The following is a 15,487-nucleotide window of genomic DNA, read 5'->3' as shown; positions in this document are numbered from 1 at the left end:
TTCTATATTACACCTCTATATACTAATCGTCAACATGTTTTTCTAAAAAAATATAAAAAGGCTTATTCTTTTTCAAATAAGCCTTTTTATCACATATAACTCTATTCATTTACTATTTATCTATAATTGGTAACGAAACGATAAATTGAATAATACTGTCCTCATATTCTGCTCGTATACTACCACCCTGCAATTCAACAATACTTTTCGCAATCGCCAGCCCGAGTCCAGAACCTTCTGTTACTCCACTTCGAGATTGATCCTTCTTATAAAAACGTTCAAACAGATTAGCTAACTCTTCTCTCGTAAACTCTTCACTATGATTCGCAATTACAATTTGTATATCCCTGCGCTGCCTTTGAAGAGAAACTTTTATCTCTCCATCATCTTTACTATACTTAATCGCATTCATTAGTAAATTATCAAATACACGGACCATCTTTTCCGAATCAATTGATGCATAGGCACGTTCCTCAGGAAATTTCTTAACAAATGTAAGTCCATGTTCTTCCGCCTGCGGTACTAACTCTTCTATTAATTGCTCCAGTAATTCATTTATACACACATCTTGTTTTTCTAGCATAACTTGTTCATTTGTTAATTTCGTATACTCAAATAAATCTTCTATTAAATTCTTTAACTGCTCCGACTTCGCAAAAGCGATTCTCGTATACTCATCATGTTGTTCCATATTCTCATATTTAGAATCTCGAAGTAATCGTAAGTACCCCATAATAGAAGTAAGTGGCGTACGCAAATCATGAGATACATTCGTAATAAGCTCATTCTTTTGCTTTTCTAATTTACGTTCCTTTTCTATATTATTCATAAGCTCTTCTGCCATATTATTAATATTCTCAGTTAAAGCCGCAATCTCATCTTCACCTTTTGTCTCAATACGGTAAGTTAAGTTACCCTTTTCTATTTCTTTTACCCCTCGCGCCATCGCTTCAATTTGCTTCATCTTTCTCTTTGTTATATAGAAGAAAGAGAAAATGAATACAAGTACTCCTATGAAAAACGGAAACGGCCCTTCTTGCGTATCATATATTACTTCACCTTCCGGAATCCCACTAACAAACATGTATAAATTCTTTCCTTCAATTGTAATAGGTGCAAAAGCAACAAATTCTTTTCTCGTACTTTCAAATTCTTTTCTACCATTCATATAATTAATCGCAAACGATGATGCATTACGAATTGTATTATGCAAATCAATTTGTTCTTCTTGTGCCTGCTTCGTTTTATATAAAACTTTACCACCTTCATCGGTGATTAATACCTTTAAAGCTCTAGAGCCTTGTTCCAAATTTTGATTTTCCATTTCAATCATATTCGATACAACATCCAATTTATTTTCATGAACCATCGTATTTGCTGTGTCTTGAGCTTGCTGGTTAATACTCTCCATACCCGCCCGATAATCGATAGTCGCTTCACGATTCGCATTCTCAAAAAATGGTGCCGCTGCTTTCGATGATAGAACCCCTAATAATGCACAAGCAGCAAAAGTAGTAATTAGTTGAATTCTTATACTCCGCCTTACACGCTTCACTAATTTCTCAACTAAGCTTCTAGCTCCCCTAATATAATTAAATGGATTAAATATCTTTTTCAACCTTATACCCCACTCCCCATACTGTTTTTATATATCTAGGTTTCCTCGGATTCTCTTCAATCTTTTCACGCACTTTCCGAATATGTACCATTACAGTATTATCAGACTGGAAAGACCTTTCGTTCCAAACTTTCTCGTAAATTTGCTCAGCACTAAAGACCATCCCCGGATTACGAGCTAGTAATTCTAAAATCAAAAATTCCCTCGGGGTCAATTTCACTTCTTCTCCATCCACAATAACTTTATGGGTCGAAATGTTTATTTTCATATCTCCAACTTCTAACTCGTCCTCATTTTGAATAGCGAAACCATTCATTTTCATATAACGACGTAACTGAGATTTAATTCTTGCGATTAACTCTAACGGATTAAATGGTTTCGTTACGTAATCATCCGCACCTGTTGTTAATCCTAAAATCTTATCCATATCTTGCGTTTTCGCAGAAAGCATAATAATTGGCATTTCTTTCGATTCTCTTACTTTCATACACATATGAATACCATCTACTTTCGGCATCATAATATCTAATACGACTAAGTGCACTTCATTTTTTTCTAATAGACGTAATCCTTCTTCTCCGTCTCCTGCTTGCAGTACTTTATATCCTTCATTCTTTAAATAGATTGTAATTAAATTTCGAATTTCTTTTTCATCATCTACAACAAGTATTGTTTCGTGCGCCACAATATCTCCCCCATCATTTTTTATCCCTAACTTCTATTATAGGAAAACTTCTGAAGAAAAACGTTCGGAAATCCTTAAGATTTTCTGAAGACGCAAAAAAGGTCTAGACTCCCCTTAAGTCTAGACCTTTCAAAAAACCCCTTTTATTTACGAACGTAGATGAAATATAGTACGAATAAAACTCCCAGAACATACATAATTGGATGAATCTCTTTACGACGACCACTCACAACCATTGTAATTGGATAGAAGATAAATCCGATTGCAATTCCCGTTGCGATACTGTACGTAAGCGGCATTGAAATGATAGTAAAGAATGCCGGTACTGCAATCTCGAATTTCTTCCAATCAATTTCTCCTAAAGATGAAACCATCAAGATCCCTACAATAATTAAAGCTGGTGCCGTTACTGCTGGTGTCACAACACTTAGTAATGGCGAGAAAAATAGTGCCAGTAAGAAGAATCCTGCTGTTACAACTGCTGTAAATCCAGAACGTCCTCCTGCCGCTACCCCTGCAGACGATTCAATGTAAGACGTTGTTGTTGATGTACCTAAGATCGCCCCAATTACAGTTGCAATCGCATCTGCAAATAACGCTTTTCCGGCACGTGGTAATTTATTGTTCTTCATTAATCCAGCTTGATTCGCAACCGCTACAAGCGTACCTGCTGTATCAAAGAAATCGATGAAGAAGAACGTTATAATAACAATCGCCATTTCAACAGTGAAAATGTCCCCGAAGTGAGTTAACGCCACCCCGAACGTTGGTTCTAGACTCGGTATTGCTCCCACTACAGCTTTCGGAGTATCAATTAATCCTGTTATCACTCCTAAGATTGCTGTAAGAATCATACCGTAAAATACTGCACCGTTGATTTTCTTAATCATGAAGATAATTGTAGTAACAACTCCGAAAATCGCTAGTAACGTTGTGCCCTTTGTTAAGTCCCCCAACCCAACAAGAACAGCATCATTTTTCACGATAATTCCGGCATTTTGGAATCCAAGGAAAGCAATGAATAATCCGATACCTGCCGCTACTGCAAACTTTAACTCTGATGGAATTGCATTAATGATTTTTTCACGAATACCTGAAGCTGTAAGAATAATAAAGATAATACCTGACATTAATGTTCCAGCAATTGCTGTTTGCCACGGAATCCCCATCGTTAACACTGCTGTATAAGCAAAGAACGCGTTAATTCCCATACCTGGTGCTAAAGCAATTGGATACTTCGCGAAAATCCCCATAATTAGCGAACCAATCGCCGCTGCTAATGCTGTAGCAACAAATACTGCACCTGGATCCATTCCTGTACCTGCCGGTAACCCTTTAACATTTCCAAGCGACAGCGTAGCAGGATTGACAAATAGTACGTAAGCCATAGATAGAAATGTCGTTAATCCTGCTATGAACTCTGTTTTATAATTTGTACCGAGTTCATCAAACTGAAAATAGCGTTTCATCTTACGTTTCCCCCGTTATATGATTACTCGCCGTATTTCACCCTAGCCCTCTTTTATCTATAAGAATAAAAAAGGCTTCCATTGCATATACATGGAAGCGTTCTATAAACAAAGACAAGTTTCCCCTCATCTTTATACAAACGCCTCGTAGTCAAGCCATTTACGGTAGCTAGGTAGAAACTTTCGGGCCATATCCCCGATATTATACGACGGCATAATATTCACTTTTCGTTTGAATTACATACTCATATTAACTCGAGAAAGTGGTTTTGTCAATTTAAAAACGAACATTTTTATAAAGTTTTATATTTTCGTTCGTATTAAGGTTAAAATTAAAAAAGGTCCATCTATGCATAAGCAATAGATGGACCTTTTTTTATAATACTATTCCCACTCAATAGTTGCTGGTGGCTTACTCGTTACATCATACACGATACGGTTAACGTGTTTTACTTCGTTTACGATACGTACAGAGATTTTCTCTAATACGTCCCAAGGGATACGTGCCCAGTCAGCTGTCATACCATCAATAGATGTTACTGCACGGATACCTACTGTGTAATCATAAGTACGCTCGTCACCCATAACACCTACGCTACGCATACCAGGAAGCGCAGTGAAGTATTGCCAGATTTCGCGGTCTAATCCTGCTTTTATAATTTCTTCACGTAAAATCGCATCAGATTCACGAACGATTTCTAATTTCTCTTCTGTGATTTCACCTAATACACGAATACCAAGACCAGGGCCTGGGAATGGTTGACGCCATACGATTTCATCAGGAATTCCTAGTTCAGATCCTAATACACGTACTTCATCTTTAAATAAAGTGTTTAAAGGCTCAATTAATTTGAACTGCATGTCTTCTGGAAGTCCACCAACGTTATGATGAGATTTAATTGTTTGTGCAGTTGCTGTACCACTCTCAACGATATCTGTGTAAAGTGTACCTTGCGCTAAGAAGTCCATCCCTTGTAATTTAGACGCTTCATCATCGAATACGTAAATGAATTCATTACCGATGATTTTACGTTTTTGTTCCGGATCTTCTACACCCTTTAACTTGTTCATGAAGCGTTCTTTTGCATCCACTTTAATAACGTTCATATGGAAGCCTTCGCTAAATGTTTTCATAACGCCTTCTGCTTCATCTTTACGAAGTAAACCGTGGTCAACGAAAATACATGTTAATTGGTCACCAATTGCTTTATGGATTAATACTGCTACAACAGAAGAGTCTACACCGCCACTAAGTGCGCATAGTACTTTTTTGTCTCCAACAGTTTCACGGATTTTCTCTAATTCTACTTCGATAAAGTTCTCCATGTTCCATCCTTCAGAACAACCACATACGCCGAATACGAAGTTTTTAATTAAATCGTTACCGTGCTCAGAGTGACGTACTTCTGGGTGGAATTGTACACCGTATAAGTTTTTCGCTTCATTGCTCATACCAGCAATTGGGCAAGACTCACTTGTTGCATCTACTACGAATCCTTCAGGTAAACCAGTTACTAAGTCACCATGGCTCATCCATACAACTTGCTCTTCTGGAAGGTTCGCATATAATTTTGATTCATTCTCTACTTTAAGAACAGCTTTTCCGTACTCACGGTGGTTTGCACGCTCTACTTTACCACCGAATTGTTGTGTCATAAGCTGCATACCGTAACAAATACCGAAAATCGGTAATCCTAGTTCAAAGATTTTTTCATCACAATGTAATGCACCTTCACCGTATACACTATTTGGTCCACCAGAGAAAATAATCCCTTTTGGATTCATTGCTTTAATTTCTTCTGCAGTAATTGTATGTGGATGAAGTTCACTGTATACACCGAACTCACGAATTCGACGTGCTATTAACTGATTGTACTGACTCCCAAAATCTAAAACGATAATTGTATCATGCTGTTTCTTCAAAATAATCACCCCAACGTTAGTTCTCGTATATAAATATTTTCACCAATTTAGGCGAAAAGCATTACCAATATAATAAAAAAAGCCAGTCCTCCGCCTCTAGTCTCATAACAAAGAAAAGGCAGGGGTCTGGCTTTATAAAGAAAGATAGTCTCCGCTCTTTATAAATATAAGACACACTGCCTTCATAGTCAGGTTGTTTACGGTAACCCGGTAGAGACTCTCAAACCATATCATTGAGGATATATGAAGGATCGTTTTATATTATCTTCCTAGATTCTAACAATGAAGTATCAATATGGTCAAGAGAGAAAGCGACAAAATTCTACAGAAATTAAATTCTTCCTCTCAAAAACACAAAAAAACATCCATTTCTATATAGAAATGGATGTTTTTCGAGCAAACGGAATTACATCATTCCGCCCATGCCGCCCATGCCCATGCCGCCCATGTCAGGCATTCCAGCAGCACCAGCTGGTTCTGGCTTGTCAGCAACTACAGCTTCAGTTGTTAAGAACATAGCTGCAACAGATGCTGCGTTTTGAAGTGCAGAACGAGTTACTTTTGCTGGATCTACGATACCAGTTTCAAGCATGTTAACCCATTCGCCAGTAGCTGCGTTGAAACCAACGCCTACTTTTTCGCCTTTTAGACGCTCTACAACTACAGATCCTTCTAGACCAGCGTTGATTGCGATTTGACGAACTGGCTCTTCTAGTGCACGAAGTACGATGTTGATACCTGTTGCTTCGTCGCCTTCAGCTACGATAGAAGCTACTTTTGTGTATACGTTCATAAGTGAAGTACCACCACCTGCAACGATACCTTCTTCTACTGCTGCACGAGTTGAGTTAAGTGCATCTTCAATGCGAAGTTTGCGCTCTTTTAACTCAGTTTCAGTTGCTGCACCTACTTTAATTACCGCTACGCCACCCGCAAGTTTCGCAAGACGTTCTTGTAATTTTTCACGATCGAATTCAGAAGTTGTTTCTTCTAATTGCGCACGGATTTGACCGATGCGAGCTTCGATTTGTTGTGAATTTCCAATACCTTCAACTACAGTTGTGTTTTCTTTCGTTACAACGATTTTACCAGCGCGTCCTAAAGATTCAACTGTAGCAGATTTTAAGTCACGTCCTAATTCTTCAGTGATTACTTCGCCACCAGTTAAGATTGCGATATCTTCTAGCATTGCTTTACGACGGTCACCAAATCCAGGAGCTTTAACAGCTACTACATTGAATGTACCACGAAGTTTGTTCACTACTAATGTAGCTAAAGCTTCGCCTTCTACATCTTCAGCAATGATAAGAAGTGGTTTACCTTGTTGTACCACTTGCTCTAATACTGGTAAGATTTCTTGGATGTTCGAAATCTTTTTGTCAGTAATTAAGATGTATGGGTTATCAAGAACCGCTTCCATTTTGTCAGAATCAGTAATCATGTAAGGAGATGCATATCCACGATCAAATTGCATACCTTCTACTACGTCTAATTCTGTTGTGAATCCTTTAGATTCTTCTAAAGTAATAACGCCGTCGTTACCAACGCGCTCCATTGCTTCAGCGATTAATTGACCTACTTCTTCGTCAGCAGCAGAAATAGCAGCTACTTGTGCGATTGAAGATTTACCTTCGATTGGTTTAGAAATCGCTTTTAATTCTTCAATTGCAGCAGTAACAGCTTTTTCGATACCTTTACGAAGACCCATTGGGTTTGCACCAGCTGTTACGTTTTTAAGACCTTCACGAATCATAGCTTGTGCTAATACAGTTGCAGTTGTTGTTCCGTCACCAGCTACATCATTTGTTTTGCTAGCAACTTCTGCTACTAATTTTGCACCCATGTTTTCGAATGCATCTTCTAATTCGATTTCTTTTGCGATCGTTACACCATCATTTGTAATAAGTGGTGAACCGAATTTTTTCTCAAGTACAACGTTACGACCTTTTGGCCCAAGCGTTACTTTTACTGCATTTGCAAGAGTGTCGACACCGCGAAGCATCGAACGACGTGCTTCTTCACTAAATTTAATATCTTTTGCCATAATAATTGACCCCCTTGGATTTTTTAAGATTTATATAATTAACCGATAACCGCTAAAATGTCACTTTCACGTAAAATCAAGTACTCTTTACCTTCGTATTTCACTTCAGTACCTGCATATTTTGAGAAGATGATAAGATCACCTGCTGCTACCTCTAAAGCAACACGCTCACCATTTTCAAGCACTCGACCAGTACCTACTGCAACTACTTTACCCTCTTGTGGTTTTTCTTTTGCAGTGTCTGGTAATACAATACCACTTGCTGTTTTTTCTTCTGCTTGAACAAGCTCAATTACAACGCGATCACCTAATGGCTTTAGCATGAACAATAACCTCCTCATTTTGTTATGTAAATTTTATTTATTAGCACTCAAGTCACCCGAGTGCTAACACACTTATAATAATAAATAATCTCAATTTCTTTTGCAAGTAAAAAAATCATAATTTTTTCGCAAATTACTATATATACTTTTCTATATAAAATCCTTCTTCTACTACCTTTACTATATGAATCGTTGTTTCCACCACTCGTATGTTACAATATGAAAGACACCCTAAGTTGTTTTCGCTACACACACAACTTTTTCCTGTCTTCTATTTTAATTTCAAATACAGATTTACAAAAAAATCATAATTCGAATGAAAGTTTATATGATAGGTAGCATATTTACATGTTATCCTACTTTATCTCATACACTAGAGTTAGAAAGGATGGTTAAACCATTTGAAGAAACAATATTGGTGGGTTATCGTTACATACATTTTAATGCAGTTATCTGGAATTGTTGGATTACCATTACTCTTAAAAACAGGTCTCTATGATAATAGAGGATTTACCACCGAGGAAAAGGGACAAATCATAACTGGCCATTGGGCGATTATTAGCTTTTTCATTGCATTATGCGTTGTACTTTGGTTACTCAGAACAGACATTCGCGATCGACATTTAGATAAAATGCGCTCTACTGTTCCAGCTACAATTGGATGGATTTTTATCGGGTTCTTCTTAGCATTTTTCTCACAAAGTATCGCTGGTATGATTGAAATGTATTTACTGGACATTAAACCTGGATCTGAAAATACAGCAAGACTTATGGACATCGCAAGAACCACACCTTGGTTCCTTATTGTTGTATCTATAATCGGACCTATCTTAGAAGAAATTGTATTTAGAAAAATTTTATTTGGTACACTTTATAAGAAGTTTAACTTCTTTATTGCCGCTATCATTAGTTCTCTTGTATTTGCAGCGATTCATTTTGATTTTACTCACTTATTGGTATACACTGCTATGGGGCTCGTATTCGCCTTTTTATATGTAAAAACGAAGCGTATTATCGTTCCAATTGCAGCTCATGTTTTGATGAATACACTCGTTGCAGTCGCCCAAATTGCAGTAAGCAATGAGCAAATTCAAGAAATGATTAAAGAAGCTGAGAAAATGCAAGGCTTTATCGGAGGATTTTTAGTATGAGAAACTCACCATTGTTCATGGCTGCATTGTACTTCCTTCTTGGATGTATCTTTACACGTTTCGCCATTACGAACGTAACAGATACAATCTGGAATATGTGGACAATACTATTTGCAGTGATGGCAACAATTGATTTTAATTTGGCACTTCGCCTTATATTAGTCAAATTCACAAAGAAAAAACAATAATAAAACGCAGAGGTCGCTTCCTCTGCGTTTTATTGTGGGTAATTTTTCAAAAAGTAAACAAGTGTTTGTAACTCTACAGCTAAATCAATATGATGAATTCTTATATTTTCTGACACATTTAAGCGTGCTGGTGTAAAATTTAAAATACCATGCACGTTCGTTTCTGCCAATCTATCTGCCACAGATTGTGCTACTGTAGCCGGTACTGTTAATATTGCCACTTGTATATCAGTTGATAAACGTTCTTCTAATTCATCTAAATGATATACAGGAATGCCCCCGATTTCTGTTCCAACTTTCTCTTCACTAACGTCAAATGCCATCTCAATTTTTGTATTATTGTTTTTCGTGAAATTATAATGTAAGAAAGCGGTCCCTAAATTACCTACTCCAATAAGTGCTACACGTGTTATATCATCTTGGTCGAGTGTTTCACGGAAAAATGATAATAAATAATTCACGTTATATCCATACCCTTTTTTCCCTAACGCTCCAAAATATGAAAAATCTCTTCGAATAGTTGCGGAATCAACCTTTACCGCTTCACTCAATTCGGCTGATGAAACACGTTGCTTACCAGAAAGAGATAAGTTTTGGATAAATCGATAGTATAGAGGCAATCGTTTGGCAGTGGCCTGTGGAATTTTTTGCTGATCCATATAACCTCTCCTCTCTTCCTATCTTTATTCATATACTTGAATCAAATACAGAAGTTTAGCACTCATGAATTTCCTTGTATAATAAAGAGAAGAAGTATTCTCTCTTTATTTTAAACTATACACTATTTTTAGTATGATTGAGAAATATAAACATGGCAAAGTTAAGAAATTATTTGAGGTGAAAACATTGATTTTATTACAAGTAAACGGGCTTTCGAAATTATACGGTGCAGAAACGATTCTTGCGAACATAAAATTGGAAGTACAAACGAAAGATCGTATCGCATTAGTCGGACGAAATGGAGCCGGAAAATCTACATTATTAAAAATAATAGCTGGTGAGCTCTCTCATGATGGTGGTGAAATTATAAAACCGAAAGATGTCTCAATGGGTTATTTAGCTCAAAATACCGGATTAGAAACGTCTTTAACAATTTGGGATGAAATGTTAACCGTCTTTACACATTTACAGCAAATGGAGACAAAACTTCGAAGGCTAGAGCAAGAGATGGGAAAAGAAGAAAACTTTTCGAATGCGGCTACATACGAAAAATTGTTAGCTGATTATGACCAACTACAATTAGATTATAAAGATCAAGGTGGCTATCAGTACGAAGCAGATATTCGTTCAATTTTAAGCGGTCTTGGTTTTCCAGTTGAAACGCACCAGACGACGATTTCTACATTAAGCGGTGGGCAAAAAACACGATTAGCTCTTGGTAAATTATTATTAACGAAACCAGACTTACTTATTTTAGACGAGCCTACAAACCATTTAGACATCGAAACATTAACATGGCTTGAACAATATTTACAAGGTTATCCTGGTGCGATACTAATTGTTTCCCATGACCGTTATTTCTTAGATAAACTCGTTACACAAGTATATGAAATTTCGAATAAAGAGAGTAGACGATTTGTTGGTAACTACAGTAAATATTTAGATTTAAAATCAGCTTTATACGAGCAAGAAATGAAGCGTTACGAAAAACAACAAGATGAAATCGCCAAGCTTGAAGACTTCGTTCAAAAAAATATAGCTCGTGCATCTACGACAAAACGTGCGCAAAGCCGTCGTAAACAATTGGACCGAATGGAATTATTAACAAGACCATTAGGCGATTCTAAGTCAGCATCCTTCCACTTCGATATCGAAAAACAAAGTGGGAATGATGTTTTACAAGTAAGGGATGCAACTATTGGCTATGATGGAGAACCTATTATTGAACATGTAACTATGCGCTTAACTCGCGGAGATAGTGTTGCCCTAGTTGGACCTAACGGAATTGGAAAATCTACATTATTAAAATCCATTGTGAATAAGTTACAACTCTTACACGGTGATGTTGCTTTCGGTTCAAATGTATCTGTTGGTTATTATGATCAGGAACAAGCAAACTTAACATCTTCTAAGCGCGTGTTAAATGAACTATGGGATGAATATCCACTGCAACCTGAAAAAGAGATCCGCACTATACTCGGCAACTTCTTATTCACAGGGGATGATGTATTAAAACCAGTATCTTCTCTTAGTGGTGGACAAAAAGCTCGATTAGCTCTCGCAAAACTTATGATGCAAAAATCAAATTTATTAATTCTCGATGAACCTACGAACCATCTTGATTTAAATAGTAAAGAGATTTTGGAGAATGCTTTAATTGATTATCCAGGGACTCTTCTATTCGTTTCACATGACCGCTACTTTATTAATCGCGTAACAACAACTGTTATTGAGTTATCAACAGAAGGTGCACAGGAATATTTGGGAGATTACGATTACTACGTTGAAAAGAAAAACGAAATGATTGAACGTGCAGAGCTTGAACAGCAAGAAAATGAAACACCTGTTCAAAAGGTGGTTGCACAAGAAAAGTTAAATTATCTAGAAGAAAAAGAGCGTAAAAAACTAGAGCGTCAACGCACTAGAAAAATTGAAGAACTGGAACAAAATATCGTAGAATTTGAAGAAGAAATTGCTACGTTAGAAGATCAGCTTTGCTTACCAGAAATATATGCCGATTATGAAAAGACTAGTGAAATTACAACTAAAAAGCAAACACTACAAGAACAACTTGAAGCTTGTATGGCAGAGTGGGAAGAACTGCATTTATAAGAGCATTTTAATAAGAAGGATGTCTCATAAGTCGAAATTTTTGACTATGCGACATCCTTTTTATTTTCTAGTTGGAATCAACTTCATAGTACATGAACAATTTTTCAAATATATCTACCGCAAATTGAAATATATCAACGGTTTTTCAAATATATCCATCATAACTCTAAATATATCAACGATTCGACAGAGAATATCGATTTACCGACAAAGTTTGACATTGGTACCGATCCACGTATAAATAGAAGATTATCCCGAAATATCTTTTCGGATATTCACCTCTATTTTATTTCCCAGAAAAAGATATATCAAAGGTCAGACTTCATCTGTTTTATCCACAACGTTATACACATATCCACCTTTATAATATAAACCTCAGAATAACTTTTCCACATTATCCACAGAAAACAAAAAAGTTATCAACATTTTATATACACAATAAAACCCATATTATCAACAGATAATACGGGTTTTATCCACAGTCTGTGGTTAATTTTGTGCATAACTATGCTTCAATATCTAATCCTGGATTTGCATTTAAAGCTAATGTGGCACGCTTTCCTTGTTCATAAGCAATTGTCCCTGCCGCTGCGATCATCGCTGCATTATCTGTGCATAAAGACAGCGGTGGAATAATTAGCTCAATATTTTCTTTTTGCGCAAATTCCGCTTCTAAACGTGCACGAAGTCCTTTATTAGCAGCTACTCCACCAGCGAGAAGTACTTGCTTTACGTTATAAGCTTCCGCTGCACGAGCTGCTTTCGTTACAAGTACATCGATTACACTTGCTTGGAAACTTGCTGCTAAATCTTCTGGCGCAATTTCTATACCACGTTGTTTTGCGTTATGCACAGTGTTGATAACTGCTGATTTCAATCCACTAAAGCTGAAATCATATGAATCAGGCTCTAGCCATGCACGAGGCAAATCGATTGTCGGCTTCCCTTCATGCGCAAGGCGATCAATATGAGGACCACCTGGATATGGCATGGATAACGTACGAGCTACTTTATCATATGCTTCTCCTGCTGCATCATCTCGTGTTTCACCAATCACTTCAAATGAACCGTGTTCTTTCATATAAACAAGCTCTGTATGTCCACCAGATACAACAAGTGATAATAGTGGGAATTGAACTTCTTTGACTAAACGGTTCGCGTAAATATGACCAGCAATATGATGAACACCAACTAGGGGAATATCGTGTGCAAAAGCCACTGCCTTCGCTGCATTTACTCCTATTAGAAGTGCTCCAACTAAACCAGGTCCTTCTGTTACAGCAATTGCATCAATATCATCAAATGTGATATTCGCTTCTTTTAAAGCTTCCTCTAACACAACTGTAATTTCTTCTACATGATGGCGGGATGCAATCTCTGGTACAACCCCACCAAAACGTTTATGGCTTTCAATTTGTGATGCAACGACATCCGCAATGATTTCCGTTCCGTTTTTAACAACTGCTACTGCTGTTTCATCACAGCTTGTTTCAATACCAAGTATAATCGTATTTTTTCCCATTATATATTCACCCACATTACAAGACCATCTTCCTGATTGTCTGCATAGTATCGTTTACGAATTCCACCATTTTGAAATCCGTATTTCCTGTATAACTGCTTTGCTGCTTCATTTGATACGCGCACTTCAAGTGTCATCGTTTTTACCCCTAATTCTTTCGCCTGGGAAATAACTTCTTTCAATAAGGCATCCCCTAGCTTTTGACCTCTATATTCTGGCAAAATAGCTATATTTGTTATATGTGATTCATCAATAATTATCCACAATCCACAATAACCAATTACGAGACCATCTTTTTCTAGCACAACATAATGTGCATGTTCATTCATCGCTAATTCACGGTGAAAGGCATCTGCAGTCCAAGGAGTTGAAAAAGATGCTTCTTCAATAGCTACAATTTGAGCAATATCATCGAGTGCCATCTTTCTAAATATCATATCCATTTTCTAAAGACCCCTACTTCTTTTGACTTTCTAACCATTTTGTTTCAGCTTCAGCTAAACGAAGGTAACTCGGAACAAACGTATGCACATCTTGCTCTTCTTTTTGTAATCCTAAAAATGCTAGCTCACTTGGTCTTGGGTTATTCTTAGTAAAAGGTGCAAATACAGCTTGATCGCCTAAATGTTCTACAATTGTTTCTTTATGCAGTTTAACATCGTTACCAATAAATAAAACAGGCTGTCCTTTATCTTTTAACATCTGCAACCAGTCTACAATAAGACTAATTCTGTCTTCTTCTATTGAAGCTAACTGCTCTCCTTCATATGTATATAGCCCAGTATAAATTTGTCCACGTCTTCCATCAAATAAAGGACAAATTAGTCCATTAAAATTAGCACCGTTTGCAGCAACTACTTCTAAACTGGATACACCTACAATTGGTATTTGAAGTGACCAAGCTAATGTTTTTGCCGCTGTCACACCAATACGAACACCTGTATAAGACCCAGGTCCAGCAGCTACAACGATTTTAGTTAATTCTTTCGGTTTTACACCACACTCTTTTAACAGTTGTTCTACAGCTGGCATAAGACGTACAGAATGGTTTTTCGTTAAATTTGTAATGATTTCCCCAATCACGTTTCCTTCCTCAATAAGGGATACACCCATTACGTAATTTGAAGTATCAATTGCTAGTACTTTCATCTTGTAATAGCTCCTCACATAATCTAATATAGCGATCTCCAATTGGCTCGAGTACAATTTTTCTTGTGTCATCTCCAGCATGGAATAAACTAATTTGTAACTTTTCATTTGGCAAATAAGCTTCTATTAAATGAGCCCATTCCACTACTGTGATCCCTTCACCGTAGAAATACTCATCAAAACCTAAGTCTTCTTCACTTTCCGCTAAACGATACACATCCATATGATATAAAGGTAATCTTCCTTTATATTCTTTAATAATGTTAAAAGTAGGGCTGTTTACGACTCTTTTCACTCCAAGACCTTTTGCTAGTCCTTTTGTAAAAGTCGTTTTGCCAGCTCCAAGATCGCCTTCTAAAATAATTACATCTTGTGCCTTTACAAGTTCACCTAATTTTTCTGATAACCTTTGTGTTTCCTCAGAAGATTTTGTTGTTACTTCATATTTACTCACAGACTTCACCTACTTTGCTCACAATGTTCTCTGCTTTTTATTATACAGGTTTTAAATATATAAAAAAGTCCTTAGGAGTTTTCCTAAGGATAGTTTGACTGTCTTTATTAGTTTTTTGTTAAAACAAATAAAAAAATACGAAACAACTTGTTTCGTTCTTTTCTTTATATAAAATGGCGGTCCCGACCG

General features: G+C 36.8%; 14 protein-coding genes and 2 riboswitches. Of the genes, 3 read left to right on the top strand and 11 right to left on the bottom strand.

From position 1 onward, the window contains the following. Window positions 1-112 precede the first annotated feature (112 nt). The 6 genes from COC96_RS26845 to groES all read right to left on the bottom strand — a co-directional run bounded on the left by COC96_RS26845 (window position 113) and on the right by groES (window position 8,062). Window positions 113-1,618 (bottom strand): sensor histidine kinase, encoded by a 1,506-nt coding sequence (locus tag COC96_RS26845; RefSeq protein ID WP_098769785.1) that lies wholly within the window; start codon window positions 1,616-1,618, stop codon window positions 113-115. Then, window positions 1,602-2,303, bottom strand: a complete 702-nt coding sequence (locus COC96_RS26840; RefSeq protein ID WP_098769783.1) for a response regulator transcription factor — start codon at window positions 2,301-2,303, stop codon at window positions 1,602-1,604. The genes COC96_RS26845 and COC96_RS26840 overlap by 17 nt, the downstream gene beginning before the upstream one ends. Window positions 2,304-2,446: 143 nt before the next feature. Further along, window positions 2,447-3,772, bottom strand: a complete 1,326-nt coding sequence (locus tag COC96_RS26835; protein WP_098268491.1) for an NCS2 family permease — start codon at window positions 3,770-3,772, stop codon at window positions 2,447-2,449. Between the two features lie 128 nt (window positions 3,773-3,900). Next, window positions 3,901-4,002, bottom strand: a riboswitch (purine riboswitch). Window positions 4,003-4,156: 154 nt separating this feature from the next. Further along, entirely contained in the window at window positions 4,157-5,695 is a 1,539-nt protein-coding gene (gene guaA, locus COC96_RS26830) for a glutamine-hydrolyzing GMP synthase (RefSeq protein ID WP_141436509.1), read from the bottom strand. Window positions 5,696-5,860: 165 nt separating this feature from the next. Beyond that, window positions 5,861-5,962, bottom strand: a riboswitch (purine riboswitch). Between the two features lie 139 nt (window positions 5,963-6,101). Beyond that, the gene (gene groL, locus COC96_RS26825; protein WP_001029986.1) at window positions 6,102-7,739 is read right to left on the bottom strand and encodes a chaperonin GroEL; all 1,638 of its coding nucleotides are present in this window, start codon (window positions 7,737-7,739) and stop codon (window positions 6,102-6,104) included. A gap of 38 nt (window positions 7,740-7,777) precedes the next feature. Further along, the gene (gene groES / locus COC96_RS26820) at window positions 7,778-8,062 is read right to left on the bottom strand and encodes a co-chaperone GroES (protein ID WP_098268493.1); all 285 of its coding nucleotides are present in this window, start codon (window positions 8,060-8,062) and stop codon (window positions 7,778-7,780) included. Between the two features lie 401 nt (window positions 8,063-8,463). Between groES and COC96_RS26815 the strand changes: the two genes are divergently transcribed. Beyond that, complete coding sequence (locus tag COC96_RS26815) at window positions 8,464-9,213, top strand: CPBP family intramembrane glutamic endopeptidase (RefSeq protein ID WP_097905629.1); 750 nt, start codon at window positions 8,464-8,466, stop codon at window positions 9,211-9,213. Continuing rightward, the gene (locus tag COC96_RS26810; RefSeq protein ID WP_001246201.1) at window positions 9,210-9,401 is read left to right on the top strand and encodes a YdiK family protein; all 192 of its coding nucleotides are present in this window, start codon (window positions 9,210-9,212) and stop codon (window positions 9,399-9,401) included. The genes COC96_RS26815 and COC96_RS26810 overlap by 4 nt, the downstream gene beginning before the upstream one ends. 29 nt (window positions 9,402-9,430) lie before the next feature. Here the strand turns inward: COC96_RS26810 and COC96_RS26805 are convergent, their stop codons facing one another. After that, window positions 9,431-10,060 carry a redox-sensing transcriptional repressor Rex gene (locus COC96_RS26805; protein WP_000372704.1) on the bottom strand — a complete coding sequence of 210 codons (630 nt, stop codon included), beginning with the start codon at window positions 10,058-10,060 and terminating at the stop codon, window positions 9,431-9,433. A gap of 187 nt (window positions 10,061-10,247) precedes the next feature. Between COC96_RS26805 and COC96_RS26800 the strand changes: the two genes are divergently transcribed. Further along, window positions 10,248-12,173: an ABC-F family ATP-binding cassette domain-containing protein gene (locus tag COC96_RS26800; protein ID WP_218009858.1), complete on the top strand. Its 1,926-nt coding sequence runs from the start codon at window positions 10,248-10,250 to the stop codon at window positions 12,171-12,173. 505 nt (window positions 12,174-12,678) lie between these two features. Here the strand turns inward: COC96_RS26800 and tsaD are convergent. Genes tsaD through tsaE form a run of 4 tightly spaced genes read right to left on the bottom strand, consistent with a single transcriptional unit; the run spans window position 12,679 to window position 15,298 of the window. After that, window positions 12,679-13,695: a tRNA (adenosine(37)-N6)-threonylcarbamoyltransferase complex transferase subunit TsaD gene (gene tsaD / locus COC96_RS26790; RefSeq protein WP_098769781.1), complete on the bottom strand. Its 1,017-nt coding sequence runs from the start codon at window positions 13,693-13,695 to the stop codon at window positions 12,679-12,681. Next, the gene (gene rimI, locus COC96_RS26785) at window positions 13,695-14,138 is read right to left on the bottom strand and encodes a ribosomal protein S18-alanine N-acetyltransferase (protein ID WP_141436510.1); all 444 of its coding nucleotides are present in this window, start codon (window positions 14,136-14,138) and stop codon (window positions 13,695-13,697) included. The genes tsaD and rimI overlap by 1 nt, the downstream gene beginning before the upstream one ends. 13 nt (window positions 14,139-14,151) lie before the next feature. Beyond that, entirely contained in the window at window positions 14,152-14,844 is a 693-nt protein-coding gene (gene tsaB, locus COC96_RS26780; protein ID WP_098769779.1) for a tRNA (adenosine(37)-N6)-threonylcarbamoyltransferase complex dimerization subunit type 1 TsaB, read from the bottom strand. Further along, window positions 14,825-15,298: a tRNA (adenosine(37)-N6)-threonylcarbamoyltransferase complex ATPase subunit type 1 TsaE gene (gene tsaE, locus COC96_RS26775; RefSeq protein ID WP_097905633.1), complete on the bottom strand. Its 474-nt coding sequence runs from the start codon at window positions 15,296-15,298 to the stop codon at window positions 14,825-14,827. Before tsaE ends, tsaB begins: the two co-directional genes overlap by 20 nt. Window positions 15,299-15,487: the final 189 nt, after the last annotated feature.

Source organism: Bacillus cereus, assembly GCF_002577405.1.
GTDB classification, from domain to species: domain Bacteria; phylum Bacillota; class Bacilli; order Bacillales; family Bacillaceae_G; genus Bacillus_A; species Bacillus_A cereus_AU.
Note: the sequence above shows the minus strand (reverse complement) of the source record. Positions and strands in the feature narration are given on the sequence as shown.